Source organism: Rhizobium sp. ZX09 (assembly GCF_017357485.1).
Classification (GTDB): Bacteria; Pseudomonadota; Alphaproteobacteria; order Rhizobiales; family Rhizobiaceae; genus Agrobacterium; species Agrobacterium pusense.
In genome coordinates, this window is record NZ_CP031363.1 from 2,254,560 (window position 1) to 2,280,310 (window position 25,751).

The window sequence follows — 25,751 nt, forward strand, 5'->3', positions numbered from 1 at the left end:
AGTGGTCCTTACCACAGTCGCAGACCGATTTAAGAAATCCGAAGGCTCTCCTCCGTCATGCCGGACCCGATCCGGCATCCAGACACGGCGCGTCTGCGCCGTGAATGGAATCTTTCGCGATCAAGGACTTGATCGCACCGGACCCCGGATCAAGTCCAGGGTGACGGCGGTAGGGAGTTAAGACTCAATCAAATGCGCACGCGCGAGGGGGCATTTCTGCGCGATGAGGACAACAACCGCGCAGTTATGCGAAACCCTCAGCCCATCCGCTGCTGCGCATAAGCATGGACCGCCCGAAACGCCTCTTCAGCGCCGGCAACAACACGCTCTTCTTCTTCCACCGTCAGCGAAATTTCATCGAGGGCCGCAGTAAAGGTGCGCCAGTGCAGGCCGCGTCCTTCCGGTGCGCCGGCCAGATGCCGCGCGCCGAATTCTTCATTCAGACCGAGCTTGGCTGCATCCTTCAGCAGGAAGGCAGCGCCAAGATTGGACCCCTCGACCACGTAAAGCCAGCCCATGGCCTCCGGCAGATCGAAGGGCGTTTCGGCGGTAAAGCGCGGTTCGGACGTTTCCGGAATGGCGAGACCGAGATCGGCAAGGTCCTGCTCGATCATGGGAAGACGACGACGGCCCTTGAGGTCGGGGAGCAGACCATCAAGCGTGTGATTGGAAAAAAAGGCATCGAGATCGCGGTGGAAGAGATATTGCGTTTCCACGAATTTGCCGAAGTTCTCCCGGCTCTCGAACGGCTTCGCCGCCATGATGAAGGCATCCAGATCGCCATGCGCACCGCGCGTTGCAGCTTTCAGGCGCTTGACGCGGCTCTGCTCGATCTCTGCTACAGGCGCTGCCGGCTCGGCGATGGTCATGATGATGGTCCCTTTATCCCTATATTCAGACTGCCTGATAAAAATCTTTACTCCAACAGTCAAATTTATTTTCGCATTATCGACACGCCTTGGAAAGAGCATCGGGCCGCCATCTCCCTGGCAGGGCAGCCTACTCTAAGCTTCCTTGACCCTTCGCCTCAACACCTGACGGCGCGGCCAGAAACGAAGCGAAACCTCAAACCGCACTTCCGGACAATCATATTGCAATTAGCTCTTTACAACTAACATGTCAGCATGCCATCAATTCGTAGTCACCTTGGAGGAGCATCTTAATTGACCCAGAAATTCGGCCTTTCGGCAGCCCTGACAACCCCTTTCAAAACGGACGGAACGGTCGATATCGATGCCATGATCGCCCATGCCCGCCGCTGCCTGTCAAATGGTTGCGACAGCGTGACGCTTTTCGGTACGACAGGCGAAGGATGCTCGGTCGGCAGCCGCGAGCGGCAGGTCATTCTCTCCCGCTTCATCGAGGCGGGTGTTGCGCCTGCCCGTCTGGTCACTGGCGTTCTGGTGGATTCCATCGAGGACGCGGCCGACCAGTCGGCGGAAGCGCTGAAAGCCGGCGCCCGCAATATTCTGCTCGCGCCACCCTCCTATTTCAAGAATGTCAGCGATGACGGCCTGTTTGCCTGGTTCTCGGCGGTGTTCGAAAAAATCGGCAAGGATGCGCGCGACATTCTCGTCTACAATATTCCTTCCGTAACCATGGTCACCTTGTCCGTGGAACTGGTCGGAAGGTTGAAAAAGGCATTTCCCGGCGTCGTCACGGGCGTGAAGGATTCCTCGGGCAACTGGAGCCACACCGAGCGCTTGCTGAAAGAGCACGGCGATCTCGCCATCCTGATCGGCGATGAGCGCGACTTGGCCAAGGGTGTTCGCCTCGGCGGTCAGGGTGCGATATCGGGCGTAGCCAATTTCCTCACACAGGAAGTGCGCGCCATGGCCGTCGACGGCAAGGATGACAAGCGCGTCGAGGATCTTGTTGTGGAACTTCTGAAATTCCCGGTTACACCAGCCGTCAAGGTGCTGGTATCACACACGACAGGGGAAAATATCTGGTCGGATGTGCGTGCACCGCTGGTGGCGATTTCACCTGAGGATCGGCGGCAGATCGAAGGCGCTTTCGACGCGCTGTTTCGCAGGCAGGCCGCCTGAACGGAGCTGAAAGGTTGAGCATGGACGATACCGGCGAACAGACATTGCGGGAACGGGCGTATGAAAGCTTTACGCATCACCTTCTCTCGCGTGATGTTCGCCCGGGGCAATTCATCTCGCAGCGCCGCCTTGTGGAACTGACAGGTCTACCCCTCGGCGCGATCCGGGAGGCAATTCCGCGGCTGGAGGCGGAAGGGCTGATCAAGACCGTGCCGCAGCGGGGATTACAGGTTGCCCATATCGACATCAATCTCATCCGCGAAGCATTCCAGTTCCGTATCTTCCTCGAAAAGGAGGCCGTGGCGCTGTTTACCCGTTCTGCCTCAGACGCAGCTATTGCGAAACTGTTGAAACAGCACCGCGATATCGCCGAAGCGGCCGAAAATGGGGGGGAATCGCCGGAACTGGAGCAGCACGCGCAGCAGGTGGACTGGGGCATGCACGATGCCTTCATTGATGCGCTCGGCAATTCGATCATCTCGAATGCCTACCGGGTCAATTCCATCAAGATGCGCCTCATCAATCAGGAGCGCTTTCGCATCGCCGGCCATGTGAAGTCGGTCATGAAGGAACATCTCGCCATTCTCGAAGCCATCGAGAGGCGATCCGTGGAAGACGCCGTGGAACGGCTGACCGCCCATATCCGCAACGCAAGGGACAGGGCGCTGGCGGTTTAAGGTAAATCCGGCGGGACAAAGAGGGTCTGCGCCGGCCTTGCAGGGAATAAGCAACAAGCCGGGGTGAGGAGAATTTCCGGCTAACTGGAGGAGAACAGACATGACGCATTCATTGCTCAACCCCACGCGCCGCGCCTTTCTGGCAGGCACGGCGGCGCTTGGCGGCAGCGCGGTGCTCGGCATTCGCCCGGCATCGGCGGCGGTGAACTGGAAGAAACACGCGGGCACTACCCTTGAAGTCAATCTCGTCAAAAGCCCGCGCAGCGAAACGCTGATCAAATATCTCGGCGAGTTCGAAGAGCTGACCGGCATCAAGGTCAATGCCGAAGCGACACCGGAACAGCAGCAGCGCCAGAAGGTGGTTATCGAACTTTCCTCCGGCAAGCCTAGCTTCGACGTGGTGCATCTGAGCTACCATGTGCAGAAGCGCCAGTTCGAAAAGGGCAAGTGGCTGGCTGATATCAGCGGCTTCCTGAAAGACCCGTCACTCACCGATCCGTCGTTGGCCGAAAAGGACTTTGCCGAGGCCGGCATGCTGTTCGCCAAGGACAGCGACGGCGTGCTGCGCTCGCTGCCCTTCTCGGTGGATTACTGGATCGTCTACTGGAACAAGGAGCTCTTCGAAGCCAAGGGCCTGAAATACCCCGAAACTTTCGAGGAGCTGGTAACGGCGGCGGAAAAGATCACCGATCCCGCAACCAACACCTATGGCTTCGTGGCGCGTGGCCTCAAGAACGCCAATACACCGGTCTGGACCTCGCTGATGCTCGGCTACGGCGCAAAGCCGATCGTCGACGGCAAGGTCAACACCGAATCCAAGGAGGCGGTTGAAGCCGCCAAGCTCTATCAGCGCCTGATGACCAAAGCCGCCCCTCCCGGCGTCTCCGGCTTCAACTGGGCGGAAGCGCAGTCGGCCTTCCTGCAGGGCAAGATCGGCATGTGGTTCGATGGCGTCGGTTTTGCCCCGCCGATCGAGAACCCGGAAAAATCCCGTGTCGTCGGCAAGGTTGGTTATGGCGTCATGCCGAAGGGCCCGGCAGCGCAGGCCGCTGGCACATTCGGTGATGGCCTCGGTGTCGTCGAAGCCAGCAGCAAGAAGGAAGCCGCTTACCTCTTCTGCCAGTGGGCGATTTCGCATGAAATGGGCGCTCGCCTTTTGCAGGCAGGTGCAGGTGTCCCGTTCCGCCAGTCCATCCTCGAAGACCAGAAGGTCCGCGAGGGCGTCAAGATGCCGGCCGCCTGGCTGGATGCCGTTGTCGGTTCCGGCAAGGTCTCGCAGCTTGCCCTTCCCGTTATCATTCCGGTGACGGAGTTCCGCGACATCTACGGCGTCGGCCTCACCAACATGATCGGCGGCGCCGACCCGGCGGCGGAACTCAAGAAGGCAACGGAACAGTTCACACCCGTTCTGGCGCGTAGCGAGGGATAATGGCCTCCGTGAGCATCGAAAACACCAAGACAGGCGTCAGTCGCAAAGAAGGGAGCAGGCCCGCAAGGCTTGCTCCCAACTACTGGCCCTTCGTCATCCCGGCACTTGTCGTCATTTCGGCTGTCATCGTTTTTCCGTGGGTCTTCACCCTCTGGATGAGCGCGCATCGCTGGACGCTGGGGCAGGAGCAGAGCTTCATCGGATTCGAGAATTACGTGAGGCTCGCAGGCGACACCAGGTTCTGGGAATCGCTCTGGCACACGCTCGTTTATACCGTGCTGTCGGTCGTTGCCCCGCTGTTTCTCGGAACTTTGGCGGCGCTGGTTTTCGATGCGCAGTTTCCGCTGCGCGGCTTTCTGCGCGGCGTTTTCGTGATGCCGATGATGGCGACCCCGGTCGCCATCGCGCTGGTCTGGACGATGATGTTTCATCCGCAGCTCGGCGTCCTGAACTATCTCCTGTCCTTCATCCACATCGGCCCGCTGGAATGGATCTACAATCAGTCAACGGTCATTCCGTCGCTGGTCCTTGTGGAAACCTGGCAATGGACGCCGCTCGTCATGCTGATCGTGCTCGGTGGGTTGGCGGCTGTTCCGCGCGAACCCTATGAAAGTGCGGAAATCGACGGCGCCAATGCCTGGCAGAAGTTCCGTTATCTCACCATGCCGATGATCGCGCCGTTCCTGATGATCGCCGTCATCATCCGCTCCATCGATGCCGTCAAGAGCTTCGACATCATCTATGCGATGACCCAGGGCGGACCCGGCACGGCATCGGAAACCATCAACATCTACCTCTACAATACGGCGTTTGCCTATTACGACATCGGTTACGGCTCAGCCATGGCCGTCGTCTTCTTCATCATCATCGTGGCGCTTTCCTTCGTGCTTCTGATGGTGCGCCAGCGCTCGCAATGGAACGAGATGGAGGAACACTGATGTCCGCAAAAATCCTGAAACGCAGAAATCTCGACCGGCTCGGCCTGTTCTTCGTGGCGCTGGTGATGATTTCGCCGGTCATCCTGTTCTTCATCTGGATGATCTCGCTGTCGCTGAAATATGAAATCGACAACGGCGCCTATCCGCCGATCCTCATTCCCGAGCGTTTCGCCTGGTCGAACTATGTGAAGGTGTTCGAGGAGAATAATTTCTTCCTCTATTTCTGGAATTCGGTCCTCGTCACCGGTGCGGCCACCATTCTCGCGCTCGTCATCGGCGTGCCCGCCGGTTACGGCATCGCCCGGCTGAAGGCGGAAAAGTCGGCTGTGGTCATCATGATCGCCCGCATGACGCCCGGCCTCTCCTTCCTCATTCCGCTGTTCCTGCTGTTCCAATGGCTGAACCTGCTCGGCACGCTCTGGCCGCAGATCATCATCCATCTTGTCGTGACGGTGCCGATCGTCGTCTGGATCATGATCGGTTATTTCGAGACGACGCCGAAGGAGCTGGAAGAGGCCGCAAGCATCGATGGCGCATCCTCCTGGCAGGTGTTTCGCCTCGTGGCGCTGCCGATCGCCAAGCCCGGCATCGTCGTTTCCTTCATCCTCGCGGTCATCTTCTCGTGGAACAACTTCGTCTTCGGCATCGTGCTGGCCAGCCGTGAAACGCGCACCCTGCCGGTCGCGGTCTACAACATGCTGTCCTTCGAACAGGTGAGCTGGGGTCCGCTGGCCGCTGCCGCGTTGATTGTGACGCTGCCAGTGCTGCTGCTCACCATGTTCGCCCAGAAACAGATCGTGGCGGGTCTTACCGCCGGCGCCGTCAAGGGCGGCTGAACCATCAAACAAATAAATACGGGAACCTGCACATGGCACCGGTCAATATCCAAAATGTCCAGAAGCGCTTCGGCTCGGTCAACGTCATCCACGGCATCGATATCGACATCAAGGATGGCGAATTTGTCGTCCTCGTCGGCCCTTCCGGCTGCGGCAAATCCACACTGCTGCGTATGATCGCCGGGCTCGAAGAGCTGAGCGACGGCGAAATCCACATCGGCCCGCGCGAGGTGAGCCACCTGCCCGCCCGCGACCGCGATATCGCCATGGTCTTCCAGAACTACGCGCTTTATCCGCACATGACAGTCAAGGACAATATGGGCTTCGCGCTGAAGCTGAAGAAGGTGAGCGCCGAGGAAACCAAGGCCAAGGTGGACCGGGCCGCCGCAATTCTGGGCCTGGAAAAGCTGCTGGACCGTTATCCGCGCCAGCTCTCCGGCGGCCAGCGCCAGCGTGTCGCCATGGGCCGCGCGTTGGTGCGCGATCCGCAGGTCTTCCTGTTCGACGAACCGCTCTCCAATCTCGACGCAAAGCTGCGCGTGCAGATGCGCGGCGAGATCAAGGCCATGCATCAGCGCATCGGCACGACAACCATCTACGTCACCCACGATCAGGTGGAGGCCATGACCATGGCCGACAAGATCGTGGTGCTGCATGATGGCGTCATCGAGCAGATTGGCGCGCCGCTGGAGCTTTACGACAACCCCGCCAATCTCTTCGTCGCCGGCTTCATCGGCTCGCCCGCCATGAACTTCATTCGCGGCCGGATCGAAGAAGGCGTCTTCCGAACCGCAAAGGGTCTCAGCCTGCCGCTGCCCGCCCATGCCGATATCGGCAAGCTCGGCGGCCGCGACCTCGTCTACGGCGTGCGGCCCGAACATATCCGCGCCGCTGAGACCGGCATTGAAGGCCGGGTCGAACTGGTCGAAGGCACCGGATCGGAAATCTATGCCAAACTCGATTGCAAGGGCGACGACATCGCCTGCCTGTTCCGCGAACGCCTCAATGTCCGCTTCGGCGATACGATCCACATTGCCATCGATCCGGCAACCGTGCATCTGTTCGACAAGGACAGCGGCAAGCGTCTCTGAACACGGCAGGAGTGAGCAGCATGGCAGACAATCAGGGCGGCAAGCATGTCCTCTGCGTGGGGGCAGCCGTGCTCGACACCCTGTTTCGCGTGGCAGACATGCCGAAGGGCGAAGGGAAGGTCCTGCCCTATGAAATGCTGCAGATCGCCGAAGGCATGGCTTCCAGCGCTGCCTATGCCGTGCATCGCATGGGCGGTCGCGCCAGCCTGTGGGGAGCGGTGGGCGACGATGAGACCGGAAGCCGTATCCTGCGCGATCTTAGCGAAAGCGGCATCAATACGAGCGGTATGACGGTCGCGACCGGCGCACGCTCGGCCCTGTCAACGATTATCATCGACAACAGGGGAGAGCGGCTGATCGTGCCTTTCTACGATCACCGGCTGCACGAGAAGAAGCGGTCCTGCACGCCGCAAGACATCGCGCCTTTCGACGCCGTTCTTGTGGATGTGCGCTGGCCGGAACTGGCGCTTGATGTGCTCACAATGGCGCGCACGCTCGACAAACCCGCCATTCTTGATGGAGACGTTGCACCCGTCGAAATCCTTGAGAAGCTTGCGCCAGCCGCGAGCCATATCGTTTTTTCCGAACCCGCCGCTGCCCGGCTGACGGGGCTTGAAACGGTGAAAGACATGCTGCCGGTGCTGCATGCGCGATATCCTGAGACATTCATTGCCGTCACCGCCGGTCCATTAGGCTGCTGGTGGACGGAAGCCGGTAATCCCACGGTGCATTTCCAGTCAACGATGCAGGTCGAAGCAGTGGACACGCTGGCGGCGGGCGATATTTTCCACGGCACGTTTGCACTCGCGATGGCCGAGGGCATGGAAAGCCGCGCCGCCATCCGCCTCTCCTCCGTTGCTGCCGCGCTCAAATGCACGGTCTTCGGCGGCCGGGCCGGCGCACCGACTCGCGAAGAGACCGAGGAGGCCATGCGGCAATGGCTGGAGCGTGGAGGCGAACCCGCGCTGCGCGCCTCCTGAGGGCATCCATTGCCCGCATAAAACTATTCCATTTTTGCGATGCCGTTTCCCGGCGAACTAGGCTAACGTCAAGTCAGAGCAAAGCTTTTCGCAAGATGCGCTCGCCCCGACCTCAGCCCGCATTCCGCAAAAGTGATCGCCCGATGCATCAGACGACCCGCCCGAGACTGCGCGATATCGGTTTCCGGCCCGGCCATTTCGAAACCGGCCGGCTCAACGCCATCACCGATGTCGAAGGGGTGGCCGTTGGCCATTCGACCGTTATCGAAGGTGAGACGATCCGCACCGGCGCAACCGCGATCCTGCCGCATGGCGGCAACCTGTTTCAGGACAAGGTGCCCGCCGCCTTCGCCGTCTATAACGGCTTCGGCAAATTTGCAGGCTCAACCCAGGTTGAGGAATTGGGCGAACTCGAAACGCCGGTTATCCTCACCAATACGCTGGCAACCGGTCGTGCCATCGAGGCGATCAACCGCCATACACTGGCGCAGCCGGGAAATGAAAAAGTCGTCTCGCTCAATGCCGTCGTCGGCGAGACCAACGATTCCCGTCTTAACGACATCCGCGCCGGCCGCCCCACCGTTGAGGAAATCTCGGCCGCGCTGAAAAATGCGACCACCGGCCCCGTCGCCGAGGGCAGCATTGGCGCCGGAACCGGCACGGTCGCCTTCGGCATGAAGGGCGGCATCGGCACCGCCTCCCGCCTCGTTACCATCGCTGGTGAGACCTATACGCTCGGCATTCTCGTCCAATCGAATTACGGCGGGCATCTGCTGGTCTGCGGCAAGCCCTATGCCAGCCCGGAACATAAGGACAAGGATGGCTCGATCGTCATCATTGTCGCCACCGATGCGCCGCTCTCCTCCCGCAATCTGAAGCGCCTCGCCGCCAGAAGCTTCGGTGGACTGGCACGCACGGGTGCCGCGCTCAGCAACGGATCCGGCGATTATGCGCTGGCATTTTCCACCGATCAGCGCCTTCGCCGCACGCCTGCGCGCCGCAAGGCCGTCGCAGACTATCCAGAACTTTCCAACGATGCGATCTCACCCCTCTTCGAAGCCACGATAGAGGCAACGGAAGAGGCGATCCTCAATTCGCTCTGCGCAGCGACCATGACCACGGGCTTCAATGCCGGCACCGGCAAGGTCTCCACGGTCGAGGCCATTTCCATCGACACCCTCAAAACCCTTGTTTCAGCCTGATTTTCCAGACGGAGTTTTCATGACCAGCCCATCCGGCCGCATCGTTTACGTCAACGGCGAGTTCCTGCCCGAAGCGGACGCCCGCCTTTCCATCTTCGACCGAGGATTCCTCTTTGGCGACGGCATCTACGAAGTCACCTCCGTTCTGGAAGGCAAGCTGATCGACAGCGACCTGCATATGGCGCGGCTGGAACGCAGCGCCCGCGAGATCGATGTGGCCCTGCCGGTCACGACCGGCGAGATCGTTGAGGCCGAACGTCGCCTGATCGCCGACAACAATCTCGTCGAAGGCATGATCTATCTGCAGCTGACACGTGGTGCGGAAGATCGCAACTTCCTGTTCTCTGCCGATCTGAAGCCGACGCTGGTCATGTTCACCCAGGCGAAGAAGCTGATCGGCACTCCGGTTGAAGAGGTCGGGATCGCCGTCAAGTCGGTTCCCGACCAGCGCTGGGAACGTCGCGACATCAAGAGCGTCTGCCTGCTTCCGCAGGTCATGGCAAAGCGCATCGCGAAGGCCGAAGGCTGTGACGAGGCGTGGATGATCGAGAACGGTTTCGTCACTGAAGGCGCGTCCTCCACCGCCTATATCGTCACCGCCGATAAGAAGATCATCACCCGCGGCAACAGCAACAAGACCCTGCCCGGCTGCACCCGCCTCGCCGCCCTGCAACTGGCAAAGGAAGCAGGCTTCACGCTGGAGGAACGCCCCTTCACGCTGGAAGAGGCGCTGAATGCCGATGAAGCCTGCCTGACCAGCGCCTCCAACTTCGTGGTTTCGGTCACGAAGATCGACGGCAAGCCGGTAGGCAACGGAAAGCCCGGACCGATGGTAAGCCGCCTGCGCGCGCTCTACCTCGAAAACGCACGCCGCACGGCGATCTGATCGAACGCGTTTTGTTTATCGCATTTCCGGTCGGAGAACCGCGGCCGGAAATGCTCTAGTCCTCGAGAACCGCCCAGATGCGCTCAACAACGGGCCGGCGGTTCTCCTTGGAGCGATAGAGCCTGATATCGACCGCGATATCGTAGGTCGGGTCTGCGGCCCGCACCAGAGCGCCGCTATCAAGCTCGTGCCGCATCAGGCTTTCCGGTACCCAGGCCACACCCCAGCCGGCCATCGCCATGGCCTTCAGCCCCACCGACATGCTGCCCTCATGCACTCGCTCGAATTTGGGTAGCCGCGCGCTCAGGAGATCGCGCAACAAAGGCCCAAAGAACGACGCTTTTTCATAATCCAGATAGGCAAAGGGTTTTTTCGCATTTTGCTGAAGCGCGTGCAGCGGTGAACCGTCTTTTGCGGGCGCTGAAACGGGAATGATCTTTTCCGCACCGAGCACGCGAAACTCGAAAAGCTGCGCATCGAGCAGCATCGGCACTTCGGGATGGGCATAGGTCAGAAGGAAATCGCTTTGCCCGTCCACCAGTGAATTGAGGTTTTCCTCCATGCTGCCGGAGTCGGGCCGCAGAACGGAAAACAGCGGGCCCGCCTTTTCGTTCACCCGTTTCAACCAGTCGGGAAAGAAGGTGAAGGATAAAGTATGCAGCGCCGTCAGACGAACAGTTCTGGCATCGGCCCCTTCTTCCTGCAACAGGGTGCGCCGCGCATGGTAAAGCTGCTTCAGCGTCTCCTGCGCCACCGGAACGAACTTGACCCCGGCCTCGGTCAGCCGCGACGGATAGGATGCGCGGTCGACAAGCGTCGCGCCCACCCAGGCCTCCAGCTGCTTGATGCGCCGGCTGAAGGCGGACTGCGTCACATGCCGTTCATCGGCGGCCTTCGAAAAATTGAGCGTTCCGGCCAGCGCCAGGAAATCCTCGAGCCATTTGACTTCCACGGCTCACACTCCCAACAAAAAATCTTTCCGGTTATTCAGAAGCGTCTTTATTAGGTGCAATGAGGCGTGAATGAAACCCTCTTGTAAGCTGCAAGGCTGCGGCCAAATCGCCGGTCGGCCGGACGGCCTAACGGCTGCGATGATATTCGATCATCCGCGCTCGGCTGGACACGAGTTCGATCCGGTCGTTGCTGAGCCGGTTGAGGCAGACACGCTTCGTCCAGGGCCCATCGGTGAGCGTAAAGAGAAAACGGCCATTGCCAAGCGCCTTAAGCGGCATGCTGCGGCGGGTCGGGCCGATGCCCATTGTCAGCGATGAACCGCCGATCGAAAATTCCGCCCCCTCATCCGAACGCCACGTTCCCGAGAGATCATCCGGCACCGTATGCTCTTCGACAGGCAAGAAACGGCGGGTGGCATGACCGGCCTCGCCGGCAATGGCATCGCCATTTAACCTGAGACGCATCGGAGAAGATGCGGAGCGGGAAGAAACCCAGCCATCGACATCTTCATAGAGCGTGTCGTCGCCATCGATGAAGGTGGATGTGCTGCCTTTGATTTCCAGCCACCACGGACCGCTTTCGGTGACATAGAGGCCTTCCGGCAGGCTGGCGGCCGGCTTGGGCAAAGGCAGGCCGGTCAAAGCCGCCATGCTTTCAAGCGCGATCTTGAAACCGTTGGTATCCTCGCGATTGGACACCACGACGAATCCCGTGCCGTTTTCGGGATCGAGCAGGAAGTAAGTTTTGTAGCCGGGATGAGAACCGCCGTGGCCGACAAACCGGCGGCCGCCCAAATGCGACCAGCGCAGACCGAGGCCATATTCGCTCATCCTCCCGTCCGCGAGCGGCCGCTCAGCCGAAAGCCCGTCGAGAACACCCGCAAAGCTGCCCTCGCCCCGCATCAGCCCCTGAAGCCAGCGGGTGAGTGCTTCCGCACTGCCTGCAAGGCTGCCGGATGCGGAGATATGCAAGCCAGCGGCGGAAAGCTGCCAGTTCTCTTCGGACTTCCAGTAACCCGGCACCAGGCCGTTGACCGGATCGTTCCAGACGTCAGGCGCTTTCAGAAACACGTCGAACGGCGCGGCAATATGCTGCTGCACGAAATCGTCAAAACGGAAACCATGGCGCTCCAGCGCCGCTTCCACCAGACGGTAACCGGTATTGGAATAGGACACCTCGCTGCCGGCATCGAAATTCAGCCGGGTCAGCCGGGACAGGTATTCGAGAAGCGGTCCGGCCTTAGTTTCGGTATAGACGGAAAGCCCAAGCAAGGAGAGACACTCGCGCGTATCCGGCAGGCCGCCGCTCATATCCAGCGCCTGCCCGACCGTGACATCGCGCAGCGGCGATTGCAGCTCCGGCAGATGTTTGCCGAGCGGATCGTCGAGCCCGATCAGATCCGCATGGGCCAGAACCATGGCGCAGAAAACGTGTTTCGTGACGGAGGCATACCGCACCACGCTCTGCGGCGTGAAGGGCGCAAAAGTCGAAAGGCTCTCGACGCCGCCGGCATGGGTAAAAAGGATACCATCGAGATCAAAACCGATGACCGCCCCGCCCGGCTCGTTGCCTGTCCACTGCGAGACGAAGGTCTCTGAAAGGGCTGACGCGGCGTTCCAGTCGAGTTGCTGTGGCATGGTTTGGTCTCTTATCTCGTCGTCTTTACAGAAAAGCCTCGGCACCGCCGCTTGTTTCTTCTCCCCGCCGGGGAGAAGGTGGCCCGAAGGGCCGGATGAGGGGGCGACGCCAGCGATATGCGGAGAGCTGGCCCCCTCATCCCGCTGTCGCGGACTTCTCCCCGGCGGGGAGAAGAAGCGAGCGGCACCCGCTCAATCCATATATAACGTAAGCCAGATGAACGGCCGTCAGGCCGGCTCTTCCAGCCGGATACTCAGGCTACGCAGCTCTTCCGTATGCGGATGTTTCGTCCGTCCCTCGCGCAGATCACCCGCGCTCAGCTGCTCCACCATCTCCCCATTCAACATCACGCCCACCTGCGGGCAAAGATGCGCAATGACAGCCAGATTGTGGCTGACGAGAATATAGGTGAGGTTGCGCGCCGCGCGCAGGTCCTGCAACAAGTTCAGGATTTCCGCCTGCACCGACACATCGAGCGCCGAAGTCGGCTCATCAAGCAGCAGCACCTGCGGATCGGCGATCAAGGCGCGGGCAATCGCCACGCGCTGGCGCTGGCCGCCGGAAAGCTGATGCGGAAAACGGAAACGCACCGCCTGCGGCAGCGCCACATCCGAGAGCGCCTGCTGGATGCGCTTTTCGATATTGTCCATGCCGTGCACCAGCGGCAGTTCGCTGAGGATACGGTCGATGGTCTGGCGCGGATGCAGCGACCCGTAGGGGTCCTGAAACACCATCTGCACCTGCCGGAAGAATTCCGGCGTACGACGCAGAGGGGCATCCTTGCCGGCAAAGGCGATACGCCCTTCCCAGCTTTCATTGAGGCCGGCCATGGCGCGCAGGATGGTGGACTTGCCCGAGCCGCTTTCACCGACGATGCCGAAGCTGCCGCCCTTTTCCACCGAAAAGGAGACGCCCTTCACCACTTCGCGGTCGCCGAACTTGATACGGAGGTTTTCGACGTCGATCATTGGCTGGACCACGCTGCATCACGGTTGAGAACGGGAAGACGCTCGCGCGGATGCGTCAGCGAGGGAATGCAGTTCAAAAGTCCCTGCGTATAAGGATGCTGGGCTTTCAGAAGCTCGGAAGCCTTCAGCTCCTCCATCACCCGGCCGGAATACATCACCGCAACACGATCGCAGAAATGCGAAACGAGCGGCAGGTCATGGCTGATGAGGATAAGACCCATGCCCCGCTCCGACACCAGCTCCTCGATCAGCCGCAGGATTTCCGCCTGCACCGTGGCGTCGAGCGCGCTGGTCGGTTCGTCGGCAATCAGCAGCTCAGGATCGGGGGCGAGCATCATGGCGATCATCACGCGCTGGCCCATACCGCCTGAAACCTCATGCGCATAGGACGAGGCGACCTGACGCGGATTGCGGATTTTCACCTGATCGAGCAGCGCGATTGCCGCTTCCATGGCGGCTCGCTTGCTGCCGCCCTTGTGGGTGCGCCATGCTTCGGCCACCTGCGCACCAATAGTCTTCACCGGGTTCAGCGAATATTTCGGGTCCTGCAGGATGAAGCCGGCCCGCTTGCCGCGGATCTGGCGCATCTGCCTTTCGCTGGCGGACAGCACGTCGATGCCGTCAAAAGCGAGCTTGTCTGCGCGGATATCGGCATTGGAGGGCAGGAGCTTCATCAGCGCCCGCGCCGTCAGGCTCTTGCCGGAACCGGATTCGCCGACAATGCCGAGTTTTTCAGTGCCGAGTTTCATGGAGACACCACGCACCGCCTCGAAACGGCTGGTGCGGGTCTGGAAGGCGATCTTCAGATTTTCGATTTCGACCAGCATGGCTCAATGTCCCTTCGGGTCGAGAACGTCGCGCAGGCCATCGCCGAGGAAGTTGAAGGCGAGCGAAACGAGGAAGATGGCGATACCGGGAATGGTGGCGACCCACCATTGTTCGAAGATGAAGCGCTTGGCTGTCGCAATCATCGCGCCCCATTCCGGCGAAGGCGGCTGCGCGCCCATGCCGAGGAAGCCGAGGCTGGCGGCGGTGATGATGATGGAGCTCATGTCGAGCGTGATGCGCACGATAAGGCTCGGCACGCAGAGCGGCGCGATATGACGGGCGATGATGCGCCAGGCGGAAGCGCCGGTCAGGCGATAGGCCGCGACGAAGTCGCTGCCGCGCACCGTCATGGTTTCGGCGCGGGCCAGACGCGCATAAGGCGGCCAGGCGGTGAGCGCGATGGCGAGAATGGCGCTTTCGACGCCCGGTTTCAGCGCCGCGACAAAGGCCAGCGCAAGGATGAGCCGCGGAAACGCTAGAAACACGTCCGTCACGCGCATCAGCACCGTATCGACGATGCCGCCGAAATATCCGGCGATGCAGCCGATGGCGAGACCGATGGGGGCGACGAGAACGACGACGGCAATGACCATGCCAAGCGTGACGCGACCACCGTAGAGAATACGCGAGAGAATGTCGCGGCCGAGTTCGTCCGTGCCGAACCAGTGCTCGGCGCTCGGGAACGCCAGGCGGTTGCCGAGGTTCTGCGTCGCCGGATCGTAGGGAGCGAGCAGCGGCGCCAGCAGCGACAGCGCGATGAAGAGGACGATGATCGTTAGACCGACCACCGCCAGCGGATTGGACTTGAGGTTGAGCCAGATGCGATACCGGTTGCCCCAGGCAGCCTGTGTTCGCGAATGCGGCGTTTCATCCAGCGCCCAGTTTCTGAAATTTGCTAACATCATCGAACGCGAGGATCCATAACTCTGTAAAGCACGTCTGCGAGCAGGTTGAGGGCGACATAGATGAAGCCGATCAACAGGGTGGCTCCGACGACCGGGTTCATGTCCGCGTTCATGAGCGAGACGGTGAGATATTGACCAAGGCCCGGCCAGCTGAAGACGGTTTCCGTCACCACGGCGCCTTCGAGAAGGCCGGCATAGGTGAGCGCGAGAACCGTGACGAGCTGCACGGCGACCGTCGGGAAGGCGTGTCCCCAGATCACGGTCATGGCAGAAAGCCCCTTGGCGCGGGCGGTGATGACATATTCGCCCTTCAACGCATCGATCATGAAGGCGCGCGTCATGCGGGTGATATAGGCCATGCTGAAATAGGCGAGAATGCAGACGGGCTGCACCATATGGGCGATGGCGTCGTAAAAGGCGTCCCAGTCGCCCGCAAGCAGCGTGTCGACCGTCATCAGGCCGGTAACCTGCGTGATCATGCCGTCATAGATGATGTCCTGACGCCCCGGCCCCGGTGCGACGCCAAGCGTGGCGTAAAAGACGAGCAGCGAAATCAGCGCCAGCATGAAGACCGGCACCGAGTGGCCGGCAAGGCAGACGACGCGGATGACCTGATCCGTCAGCTTGCCCTGCTTGACGGCGGCCCAGACACCAAGCGGAATGCCGATCAGCGCGGCAAGAATGAGCGCTGCGGTGGCAAGTTCGAAGGTGGCGGGGAAAACGCGCTTGATATCGATCCAGACCGGATTGCGGGTCAGGATCGAATTGCCGAAATCGCCATGCAGAACCTGCGTGACATAATGGAAAAACTGCACGACCAGCGGCTGGTCGAGACCCATTTCGGCCCGGACCCGCACGATGACGTCTTCGGGCGCATTGTCGCCGACCGCCGCGATGACGGGATCGACGGGCATGACGCGCCCGATCATGAAGGTGATGATCATCAAACCGAACAGCGTCAGGAGGACGCTGCTCAGTATCGACGATATGCTTTTAACGCGCTTGTTCAATGTCACGCTTTCTTCGCATCGTGGTAGGAATTGCCCTCAGAGAGAACGCCGAGTTCGAAACCGGAAACGCCCTTGCGGAAGGCTGCCGTCTTGGTGGTCTGGAACATGAACACGAAGGGGCTGTTTTCCATGTGTTCGCGCTGCAGGGCTTCATAAAGCTCCACGCGCTTTGCAGGATCCTTCTCGTCACGCGCGGCTTCCGCCTTGGCGGCAAAGTCGTCGTTCTTGAAGCGCGAACGCCACAGGAAGGGCTTCGACTTGGCGTCGTCGCCATTGTCCTTGTTGATGTTGAAGACATCGGCGTTGGAATGCGGATCGAAATAATCCGTGCCCCAGGCCGACAGCGCCATCTGGTGTTCGCGGGCGCGCATCTTGGTCAGAACCTGGCGGTTCTCGGCCGATTGCAGGCGTACCTTGATGCCGATATCGGCAAGGTTTGCCTGGATGGCCTGCGCCAGATCCGGATAAGGCTGGGCGGAATAATGGTCCATGCTGATTTCGAAACCATCGGCAAGGCCGGCTTCGGCCATCAGTGCCTTGGCCTTTTCGACATCGCGCTGGAACGGAATGTCGTTGACGGCGCCGGGGAAGCCCTTCGGCTCGAAGCTCTGGTGGATTTCGTGCGTCAGCGGCACGATGTTTTCCTGCATGCCCTTGTAGTCCAGCGCCCACTTGATCGCTTGCCAGACCTGCGGCTTCGCAAGGTTCTCATTGCCCTGGTTGAGCGAGATCAGCACCAGCGAAGCGATGGACTTGCGCTCCAGCTCGATATTGGCGTCGTCCTTGACGGTACGCAGCTGCTCCGAGGTCAGGTCACGGGCAATGTCGATATCGCCCTTCTGCAGCATCAGCAGCTGGGAAGACGGATCGGTAACGTGACGCAGGATGATACGCTTGATGTTGCCCTTGTAGGGACCGTTCGGGTTGACGTTGAGCGCGACGCTTTCGCTGGGTTTCCAGGCCTGCAGCACGAAATCGCCGGAACCGGCGCTGTTCTTCTGCAGCCAGCCATTGCCGAGGTCTTCACCGGAAGCATTGGCAAGAACCACCTTCTTTTCGACGATCGCGCCAATATTGGCCGAGAGGCAATAAAGCAGGAAGGAGATGGCGGTCGGCCTCGCCGTCGTCAGCTTCACCGTCTTCTCGTCGGCGGCAACAATGGTCGTCTCGACATTGTCAGGCGCAAAGCCGAACTGGCTGATGATGAAGGCCGGGCTCTTGTTCATCTTGATGGCGCGCTGCAGCGAGAAGGCAACGTCTTCCGCCGTGACCTTGGCGCCGCTCGAGAAGGTCGCGTCGTCGCCGATGGTGAAGGTGAAGACCTTGCTGTCCGCATCGGCTTCCCACGACTTGGCGATGACGGGATCGACCTTGGTGGAATCCTCGCGGTTGGCGCGCACCAGCTTCTGATACATGTTGGAGATGATTTCACCGCCGACAGCCTCGAAACCTTCATGTGGGTCAAGGCTCGTCATGTTGTCCAGCTGCTGCGCAACGACCAGAATATCCTTCGGCGTGGCGGCAAAGGCCGGGATGCGCGCATAGGACAGGAACGGAACGGCGGCGCCGGCAATCAACAGGTTGCGTCTTGAAATCATCGAAAATCCCCTTTCGGACCTTATTTTTCGGAAAATGGTGGGTTTGCCCCAATCCAGTCGTTTTTTTTATGTTTTCCCGCGATTACCACGAGCAAACGAGGCCCGACCAATTCCAAATTTGGCAGAGCCTATGCACGGATTGCATTTGCTCCCGCCTTGACCTTTCCTCTACCAATTCCGAAAACTTGTCCGCAGGCGCGTCCGCGCAATCCCATTTCCGAAGGTGAGACCATGACTGATCAAAAAACCGTACCCGTCTTCGACGGCCACAATGATGTGCTTTTGCGGTTATGGCGATCGGGCAACGCTTCTCCCGAAACACTTCTGATCGAAGGCGATACCGTCGGCCATATCGATCTGCCTCGTGCAAAAAAAGGCGGCCTCGCCGGTGGCCTCTGCGCCGTCTATGTACCTTCGCCCAGCATGGATAAGGACGCCAACGGCGACTACCCGACGCCCACCGAGGCGGATGCGCTGAAGGCGACGCTTGCCATGGCGGGCCTTTTGTTCCGGGCCGAGAAGCAGTCAAAGGGCGCGCTGAAAGTCTGCCGCACGGCCGCCGATATCCGCAAGGCCATGGCCGAGGGCGCCTTCGCCTCCGTCTTCCATATCGAGGGCGCGGAAGCCATCGGCGCCGATCTGGATGCGCTCTACGTTCTGCATGAGGCGGGCCTGCGCACGCTCGGACCGGTCTGGAGCCGCCCGAACATCTTCGCCTATGGCGTTCCCTTCCGCTTCCCCTCGACACCGGATATCGGCCCGGGCCTCACCGATGCAGGCAAGCGGCTGGTGAAGACCTGTAACGAGCTGAAGATAATGGTCGATCTGTCGCACATGAACGAACAGGGTTTCTGGGATATCGCCAGAATATCAGACGCACCGCTGGTGGCATCGCACTCCAACGCTTACGCAATCTGCAACCACAGCCGCAACCTGACCGATCGGCAGCTGGACGCCATCCGCGATACGGGTGGCCTCGCTGGCATCAACTTTGGTGTCTTGTTCCTGCGTCAGGACGGCGTGAAGAACCCGGATACCGATCTCAACGAACTCGTTCGCCATGTGGACTACATCGTCAACCGCATCGGCATCGATCACGTGGCGCTCGGTTCGGATTTCGATGGCACCACCATACCCGCCGCCATGAAGGATGCGGCCGATCTGCAATTGCTGATCGAAGCGATGCGCAAGAGCGGTTATGACGACGTGGCGCTTGCCAAAATCTGCCACGGCAACTGGATTCGGGTGCTGGAAAAGACCTGGGGCACGTAAGGCAAAAATAGAGTTTCATCCCCGGCGCAAAGCGCCGGAGACAGAAAGCGGCGGGCCCTTCAGGCCTTTGCCGCTTTTTTCCTGCCGGTCGCACGGAAGGTGAGAAGCCCGGCTACCAGCCCGATCATGGCCCATTTCATCGGCAGCACATCCGCCGTCTCGCTGCGGATCGGCAGCACGGTTACGGTTCCCGGTTGCGATTCGTACCCCATCTGGCCCTTTGCCTTAGCCTCGGCAATCTGCTGCGGCGAAACGACCCATTCGGCACCGCGCATCTTGTCCACCGCCATATATCCGGCCCCCGCCACGAGCGCGACGACGAGTGAAACGACTATTCTTGTGGGCGTGTTCATTGGTATCTCCTTCAATCCAAAGGAGCGTGTAGTTGCATCAAACGCGGCCACCAAGCAACCGGCGCGATCAATTTCGTCGCGTTTTCATCAAACTCGGAAATCGCACATTTCATGGTTGCATTCACCCGGATATAATTGGCAAAATCATCCGGGAAACCTGTCCAAACTTCACATCGACACGTCACGCATTTCTGCTAAGCAAATTTCCGCAACTGAAACGAATTAGCGACACAATCCTGTGGTTCGCCAACCGACGGGACCGGCGCTGGAAAAGATAAATGGCAGACAAGAGCGAAATTACAGAGACCGATATTGCCGACTCCGCGGTTGAAAGCTTTTTTGCCAGGAACCGTGCCTACCTGACGGCCGCGGCCATAACGCTCATCTTCGTGATGATGACGTTTGCAATTTATCGTCTTACCTCGGAAGTAAGATACGACGATGTGATTGCGGCCCTTCTCGACACGTCTTTTTCCTCGGTTCTTCTTGCTATCGTCTTTACCGCGCTGAGCTTCCTGTCACTGATTTTTTATGACGCCAATGCCATCGAATATGTCGGCAAGAAAGTGCGGTTTCCGTCAATGGCGGTCACGGCCTTCGCGGCCTATGCCATAGGCAACACCGCCGGCTTCGGGCCGCTGAGCGGCGGCGCCATCCGCTTCCGCGCCTATTCCCGGCTGGGGCTTTCCCCGGGAGACATCGCACGGGTCATCGCCTTCGTCACGCTGTCGTTCGGCCTTGGGCTTTTGTCGGTGAGCGCGCTTTCAACCTTCATCGTCGCGCCCCGCATCGCCGCAATCATCGGTTTCGACCCGCTCGTGCTGAGGGGCGCGGCGCTCGCTGTCATCGCCATTCTCGTGGCCACCGCCTATATCGGGCGCAATGGCAGGGCGATACGCCTCGGCAAATGGCGGCTGCGCCTTCCAGACAGCCGTACGTCTTCGCGTCAGTTCCTGGTGTCTGCATTCGACATCGCCGCCTCGGCTTCCGTTCTTTACGTGCTCTTGCCGGAAACGCATCTCGGCTGGCCGACCTTCTTCGCGATCTATGCCACGGCCGTGGGGCTTGGCGTTCTCAGCCACGTGCCCGCCGGCCTCGGGGTCTTCGAAACCGTGATGGTCGCCGGTCTCGGCAATGCGATCAGCGTTGATCAGCTACTCGGAAGCCTCGTTCTCTATCGCGTCATTTACCACGTGCTGCCGCTGGTGGTCGCCATTCTGGTGATGATCGTTTCGGAAATGAAGCAGTTTGCGGCAAAGCCCGTTGTATCCGATATCAGCCAGCTTGCCGTGCGGCTGGCGCCACCGCTGCTGTCCACATTCGCGATCATTCTCGGCACCATGCTGATTTTCTCGAGCGTGACACCGACGCCGGGCAGCAACCTGGATTTCCTCTCGAACTTCGTCCCGTTGCCTATCATCGAGGCCGCTCACTTTCTGACCAGCATTCTCGGCCTTGGCCTCGTCGTCGCCTCCCGCGGCTTGGGGCAGAGACTGGATGGCGCATGGTGGATCGCCCTCGTTGCGGCATCTCTGGCGCTCATTCTCTCGCTTCTCAAGGCGATCGCGGTTTTCGAAGCGATCTTTCTCGGCTTGTTCATCGTTGCGCTCGCCGCCAACATGCGCAGCTTCAACCGTCACGCTTCTCTGGTCAAACAGGCGCTCGGGCCAAGCTGGCTCGCGGCCATGGCCGTCATCGTCGCCGGCGCGGCCACCATCCTTCTCTTCGTCTATCGCGATACCGATTACAGCCATACGCTCTGGTGGCAGTTCGAATTCTCCGAGGAAGCGCCACGCGGACTGCGCGCCCTTTTAGGCCTCGTGCTTGCCTCCTCCACCATCGCCATCTTCAGCCTCATGAGGCCGGTGGCCTTCCGCCCGGATGCCATCAAGGCCGAAGATATCGCAAGTGCTACAGACATTGTCATGAAGCAGGATGCGGCCGATGCCAATCTGGTGCGCATGGGCGACAAGCACGTGATGTTTTCCGAAAGCGGCAATGCCTTCATCATGTACGGCATTCAGGGCCGCTCATGGATCGCGTTTGCCGATCCGGTCGGCGATGAAGATGATTTCCCTGACCTCGTGTGGCAATTCGTCGAAGGAGCCCGTGCCGCTGGCGCACGTGCCGCCTTCTATCAGATTTCGCCCTTCCTGCTGTCCCATTGCGCCGATGCGGGTCTGCGCGCCTTCAAACTGGGCGAACTGGCCCTGGTCGATCTCACCGCATTCGAACTCAAAGGTGGCAAGCTTGCCAATCTTCGCCAGTCGCTGAGCCGCGGCGCGCGCGACGGGCTGACCTTCGAGGTCATCGAAAAGACCCAGGTGCAGGATGTTCTGGAAGAGCTGAAACAGGTCTCCGACGGCTGGCTCGCCCACCATAACACCCGCGAAAAACGCTTTTCGCTCGGTGCTTTCGAGCCGGACTACATTCTGTCGCAACCCGTTGCCGTGCTGCGCAAGGATGGAAAGATCACCGCCTTCGCCAATCTGATGGTGACGGATACGAAAAAGGAAGCCACCGTCGATCTCATGCGTTTTTCGCCGGATGCGCCGCGCGGCTCGATGGACTTTCTCTTCGTCAGCATCATGCAATATCTGCGCGAGGCCGGTTACGAGAGCTTCAATCTCGGCATGGCGCCCATGTCCGGCATGTCTAAACGCGACGCGGCGCCCGTCTGGGACCGGATCGGCAGCACACTGTTCGAACACGGTGAACGATTCTACAACTTCAAGGGGCTTCGCGCCTTCAAGGCCAAGTTCCACCCGAAATGGGAACCGCGTTACCTCGCCGTGCAGAACGGTGCAGATGCCGCTCTGGCGCTGATGGATGCGACGGTTCTGATCAGCGGCGGTGTCAGAGGAGTGATCGGAAAATGAGAAGATTCAGCATGCTCAAAGCAGTTCTGGCCGCCTCCGCCCTGTTTGCATCCCCCTTGTTCGTTTCTGGCGCCGTTTTTGCTGAGGACAAGCCCGCATACGAAACCGGCATGATCCCCGCCGGGCACATCATGGTGCCTGATGGCGACATCCTCGCCAGCGTCTTCCTGATTTCCGATGCGGACGGATGGTCGGCGGCCGATGAGACCCGTGCCAAGGCGCTGGTGGAAAAGGGCGCCGCCGTGGTCGGCATCGACTTCAAGGAATATCTGAAGGCGCTCGAGGCCGACGATGACGAGTGCATCTATATGATCTCGGACATCGAGTCACTCTCGCAGCAGATCCAGCGCACCGCCGGCACCAGCAGCTATCGCCAGCCCATCCTTTCCGGCATCGGCAAGGGCGGAACGCTGGCGCTGGCGATGATTGCGCAGAGCCCTGTCTCCACCGTGCGGGAGGCCATCGCCGTGGACCCCAAGGCCGGCCTGCCTCTCGAGAAGATCCTCTGTACCCCCGCCACCAAAGATAAAGTGGATGGCGAAACCGTTTATGGTCTGACCGACGGTCCCCTTCCTGCCCCCGTCAGCGTGCTGTTCACCTCTGCTGCGGATCAGAAGGGCCGCGACCACGTCAACGCGCTCGTGAAACTGCATCCCGATATCGACGTGACGGATGTGGATGACAAGGCGGACGAGGTTCTGACCCAGACCCTCTCCGACCAGGTCGACGCCGCAGGCGACACCGACAGTCCGCTCGGCCTGCCGATCAAGGTTCTGGAAACCAGCCCTGTCATGGACACCATGGCGGTGATCTATTCCGGCGACGGCGGCTGGCGCGATCTTGACGAGGAAGTGGGCGGCGCCTTCCAGAAGGAAGGCATACCCGTGATCGGCGTCGATTCACTCCGCTATTTCTGGAAGGAAAAGAAACCACAGGAGGTCGCAAGCGATCTCGGCCGCATCATCGATACCTATCGCAAGGAATGGAAAGTCCGCAATGTTGTGTTGATCGGCTATTCCTTCGGTGCCGATATTATCCCCGCCACCTATAATCTGCTGCCCGACCGTGACAAATCGCATGTCGTGCAGCTGACCCTGATGGGTCTTTCCACCGAAGTGGATTTCGAAATTTCCGTCGAAGGCTGGCTTGGCGTGGCCGGCGAAGGCAAGGGCGGCAAAACGGTGGATGACATCGCGAAGATCGATCCGAAGCTGGTGCAATGCATATATGGCACGGAAGAAGAAGACGAAGACCCCTGCCCCGGCCTGAAAGCCAAGGGCGTGGAGGCGGTCGGCATCGAGGGCGGCCACCACTTTGACGAGGATTATGAGGGGTTGGCCAAGCGTATTGTGACGTCGCTGAAGACCCGGCTGCCGAAATAACGGCGTCTCACTCACCACCTTGACCCCGGGCTACGACAGGAGCCCTCGACAATCCTTGGCGGCGAATGGGCCGCCGACGCTTTTCCGCATCGCGCTTGCGGAATCGCCTAAACTATTATTCAAAAGAACCGGACTGCAGTGGATGTTGATCTATTTCTGCAACCCTGCTGCTGTTGATCGCAAACCATCGATTTATATATCCGGACCGGTTCAGGGAGCCGCCGCATGCTTTCCTCAAAACGAAAAACAAAAACGCCGGTCCTGGTGGAACGCATCGACCACTTTGTCGCACAGGTCAAAGAGGCGATGAAAAACGACGACGCCTCGCGCAACAGAAAGATCCGCGATCTGTGGGACGCCGAGGTCCGCTACCATTTCGACAATGGGCGCACCGAAAAGACTCTCGAACTTTACATCATGAAGTACCGTAACGCCTTGAAGGCCGAATTCGGTCCCAAGAGCACGCCGCTTGCCATTTGCAACATGAAAAAACTGCGCGAGCGGCTGAAAACCTACATCGAACGTGCCGACTATCCGAAAACGGGCGTAGCAACCTCGATCGTCGAGAAAATCGAACGCGCGGAATTTAATACAGCCGGCCGCAAACCCACCGTTCTTCTACGCATCGCGGATTTCATTTCTGCGATGAACGGCATGGGCACGAAAGAAGAGATGCAGACCCTGTGGAATGCTGAAATCAGCACCATGAAGGGCAGAGCCCAGACAACGATCATCTCCTACATCACCAAATATCGCAACGCCATCCGCGAGGCGTTTGGCGACGATCACCCGATGCTGAAAATCGCCACCGGCGACGCTGCGATGTATGACGATGCGCGACGGGTGAAGATGGAGAAGATCGCCAGAAAGCACGGCGCGCTGATCACCTTCGAGAATTACCGCCAGGTTCTGAAGATCTGTGCCGACAAACTCCTGTCAGCCGATCCCCTTATGATCGGCATCGGCCTGATCGGCATGACCGGACGCCGACCCTACGAAGTCTTTACCCAGGCGGAATTTTCGCCTGCTCCCTATGGCAAGGGCATTTCCAAATGGAGCGTCCTGTTCAACGGCCAGGCCAAGACAAAACAGGGCGAGGGAACGAAGTACGGTGTGACCTATGAGATCCCGGTTCTTGCCCGCTCGGAAACCATTCTTGCCGCCTACAAGCGCCTGCGCGAAAGCGGGCAGGGAAAATTGTGGCACGGCATGTCGATCGATGATTTTTCATCGGAGACGCGCCTGCTGCTCAGGGACACGGTTTTTAACCTGTTCGAAGATCTCTGGCCGAAGGAGGAGCTTCCCAAGCCCTATGGTCTTCGGCATCTCTATGCGGAGGTGGCTTATCATAATTTCGCACCTCCCCACGTGACCAAGAACAGCTATTTCGCCGCCATTCTCGGGCATAACAACAACGATCTCGAAACCTCCCTCTCCTATATGACCTACACGCTGCCGGAGGATCGAGACGATGCGCTTGCACGGGCAAAGCGCACGAACGAGCGGGCATTGCAGCAAATGGCCGCCATTGCGCCGGTTTCCCGCAGCAATCCATAGCGCAGCCGCACCTGCCTTGCGGCCAAGCACGCCATGGATAACCCGACGCGCAGGACTGTCCCCGCGGAGATTTCGACATGTCGTTGCGCCCCGATCCGGGCGCGCGCTCCTGTTCCCCTGCTTTGGATAAACCGCCGATTTTTCTACCACTTCCAGCGACGATGTATTGTACCGACACCGCTGCGAACAAAAGAACCAAATGAATCAATATTTTATAAATTAAACACTAAAGAATTATATGAAGTATAAATTAAATAAATACAGCCACACACAAGTTATATCCGAAACAATATTGACAGTTTTCACGAATGAATATTGTC

The 25,751-nt window shown here is 59.7% G+C and carries 22 protein-coding genes; 13 read left to right on the plus strand and 9 right to left on the minus strand.

Annotation, left to right across the window (positions count from 1 at the left end; translation table 11 throughout):
* Positions 1-257: 257 nt before the first annotated feature.
* Positions 258-869, minus strand: a complete 612-nt coding sequence (locus BTN45_RS11270) for a biliverdin-producing heme oxygenase (RefSeq protein ID WP_022556855.1) — start codon at positions 867-869, stop codon at positions 258-260.
* A gap of 294 nt (positions 870-1,163) precedes the next feature.
* On the opposite strand from BTN45_RS11270, the gene BTN45_RS11275 reads away from it, so the two are divergent.
* The 9 genes from BTN45_RS11275 (at position 1,164) to BTN45_RS11315 (ending at position 10,087) form a co-directional block, all read left to right on the plus strand.
* Positions 1,164-2,048, plus strand: coding sequence for a dihydrodipicolinate synthase family protein (locus tag BTN45_RS11275; RefSeq protein ID WP_006697602.1), 885 nt, complete (start codon positions 1,164-1,166; stop codon positions 2,046-2,048).
* 20 nt (positions 2,049-2,068) lie between these two features.
* Positions 2,069-2,725 carry a GntR family transcriptional regulator gene (locus BTN45_RS11280; RefSeq protein WP_004443498.1) on the plus strand — a complete coding sequence of 219 codons (657 nt, stop codon included), beginning with the start codon at positions 2,069-2,071 and terminating at the stop codon, positions 2,723-2,725.
* A 100-nt stretch (positions 2,726-2,825) separates the two neighbouring features.
* On the plus strand, positions 2,826-4,154 hold the full coding sequence (locus BTN45_RS11285) for a sugar ABC transporter substrate-binding protein (RefSeq protein ID WP_045532247.1): 1,329 nt from the start codon (positions 2,826-2,828) through the stop codon (positions 4,152-4,154).
* Positions 4,154-5,092 (plus strand): sugar ABC transporter permease, encoded by a 939-nt coding sequence (locus BTN45_RS11290; protein WP_207587790.1) that lies wholly within the window; start codon positions 4,154-4,156, stop codon positions 5,090-5,092. Before BTN45_RS11285 ends, BTN45_RS11290 begins: the two co-directional genes overlap by 1 nt.
* Positions 5,093-5,106: 14 nt before the next feature.
* The gene (locus tag BTN45_RS11295; protein ID WP_169538611.1) at positions 5,107-5,928 is read left to right on the plus strand and encodes a carbohydrate ABC transporter permease; all 822 of its coding nucleotides are present in this window, start codon (positions 5,107-5,109) and stop codon (positions 5,926-5,928) included.
* Between the two features lie 32 nt (positions 5,929-5,960).
* Positions 5,961-7,019 (plus strand): sn-glycerol-3-phosphate ABC transporter ATP-binding protein UgpC, encoded by a 1,059-nt coding sequence (ugpC, locus tag BTN45_RS11300; protein ID WP_207587792.1) that lies wholly within the window; start codon positions 5,961-5,963, stop codon positions 7,017-7,019.
* A 20-nt stretch (positions 7,020-7,039) separates the two neighbouring features.
* Positions 7,040-7,999 (plus strand): sugar kinase, encoded by a 960-nt coding sequence (locus tag BTN45_RS11305; protein ID WP_207587794.1) that lies wholly within the window; start codon positions 7,040-7,042, stop codon positions 7,997-7,999.
* Positions 8,000-8,142: 143 nt separating this feature from the next.
* Positions 8,143-9,201 (plus strand): P1 family peptidase, encoded by a 1,059-nt coding sequence (locus tag BTN45_RS11310; protein ID WP_207587797.1) that lies wholly within the window; start codon positions 8,143-8,145, stop codon positions 9,199-9,201.
* A gap of 19 nt (positions 9,202-9,220) precedes the next feature.
* Positions 9,221-10,087 (plus strand): D-amino-acid transaminase, encoded by an 867-nt coding sequence (locus BTN45_RS11315; protein ID WP_006697595.1) that lies wholly within the window; start codon positions 9,221-9,223, stop codon positions 10,085-10,087.
* A 55-nt stretch (positions 10,088-10,142) separates the two neighbouring features.
* Here BTN45_RS11315 and BTN45_RS11320 read toward each other — a convergent pair whose 3' ends face one another.
* The 7 genes from BTN45_RS11320 to BTN45_RS11350 all read right to left on the minus strand — a co-directional run bounded on the left by BTN45_RS11320 (position 10,143) and on the right by BTN45_RS11350 (position 17,988).
* Positions 10,143-11,039, minus strand: coding sequence for a LysR substrate-binding domain-containing protein (locus BTN45_RS11320; RefSeq protein ID WP_207587799.1), 897 nt, complete (start codon positions 11,037-11,039; stop codon positions 10,143-10,145).
* A gap of 127 nt (positions 11,040-11,166) precedes the next feature.
* Positions 11,167-12,678: a serine hydrolase domain-containing protein gene (locus BTN45_RS11325; protein ID WP_207587801.1), complete on the minus strand. Its 1,512-nt coding sequence runs from the start codon at positions 12,676-12,678 to the stop codon at positions 11,167-11,169.
* 228 nt (positions 12,679-12,906) lie between these two features.
* Positions 12,907-13,647 carry an ABC transporter ATP-binding protein gene (locus tag BTN45_RS11330; protein WP_022556864.1) on the minus strand — a complete coding sequence of 247 codons (741 nt, stop codon included), beginning with the start codon at positions 13,645-13,647 and terminating at the stop codon, positions 12,907-12,909.
* Positions 13,644-14,474, minus strand: coding sequence for an ATP-binding cassette domain-containing protein (locus BTN45_RS11335; RefSeq protein ID WP_004443518.1), 831 nt, complete (start codon positions 14,472-14,474; stop codon positions 13,644-13,646). Before BTN45_RS11335 ends, BTN45_RS11330 begins: the two co-directional genes overlap by 4 nt.
* Positions 14,475-14,477: 3 nt before the next feature.
* Positions 14,478-15,380 (minus strand): nickel transporter permease, encoded by a 903-nt coding sequence (nikC, locus tag BTN45_RS11340; protein WP_004443520.1) that lies wholly within the window; start codon positions 15,378-15,380, stop codon positions 14,478-14,480.
* The gene (locus tag BTN45_RS11345; protein WP_034498671.1) at positions 15,377-16,390 is read right to left on the minus strand and encodes an ABC transporter permease; all 1,014 of its coding nucleotides are present in this window, start codon (positions 16,388-16,390) and stop codon (positions 15,377-15,379) included. Before BTN45_RS11345 ends, nikC begins: the two co-directional genes overlap by 4 nt.
* 2 nt (positions 16,391-16,392) lie before the next feature.
* The gene (locus BTN45_RS11350; RefSeq protein WP_004443523.1) at positions 16,393-17,988 is read right to left on the minus strand and encodes an ABC transporter substrate-binding protein; all 1,596 of its coding nucleotides are present in this window, start codon (positions 17,986-17,988) and stop codon (positions 16,393-16,395) included.
* 231 nt (positions 17,989-18,219) lie between these two features.
* On the opposite strand from BTN45_RS11350, the gene BTN45_RS11355 reads away from it, so the two are divergent.
* Positions 18,220-19,260: a dipeptidase gene (locus tag BTN45_RS11355; RefSeq protein WP_207587803.1), complete on the plus strand. Its 1,041-nt coding sequence runs from the start codon at positions 18,220-18,222 to the stop codon at positions 19,258-19,260.
* 59 nt (positions 19,261-19,319) lie between these two features.
* Here the strand turns inward: BTN45_RS11355 and BTN45_RS11360 are convergent, their stop codons facing one another.
* Entirely contained in the window at positions 19,320-19,613 is a 294-nt protein-coding gene (locus BTN45_RS11360; RefSeq protein WP_004443527.1) for a hypothetical protein, read from the minus strand.
* 278 nt (positions 19,614-19,891) lie between these two features.
* Between BTN45_RS11360 and mprF the strand changes: the two genes are divergently transcribed.
* The 3 genes from mprF to BTN45_RS11375 all read left to right on the plus strand — a co-directional run bounded on the left by mprF (position 19,892) and on the right by BTN45_RS11375 (position 25,431).
* Positions 19,892-22,492, plus strand: a complete 2,601-nt coding sequence (mprF, locus tag BTN45_RS11365; RefSeq protein WP_004443529.1) for a bifunctional lysylphosphatidylglycerol flippase/synthetase MprF — start codon at positions 19,892-19,894, stop codon at positions 22,490-22,492.
* Positions 22,493-22,503: 11 nt separating this feature from the next.
* Positions 22,504-23,874, plus strand: coding sequence for a virulence factor family protein (locus tag BTN45_RS11370; RefSeq protein ID WP_045532266.1), 1,371 nt, complete (start codon positions 22,504-22,506; stop codon positions 23,872-23,874).
* Between the two features lie 225 nt (positions 23,875-24,099).
* Positions 24,100-25,431 (plus strand): telomere resolvase, encoded by a 1,332-nt coding sequence (locus tag BTN45_RS11375; RefSeq protein ID WP_004443532.1) that lies wholly within the window; start codon positions 24,100-24,102, stop codon positions 25,429-25,431.
* The last annotated feature ends 320 nt before the right edge of the window (positions 25,432-25,751 follow it).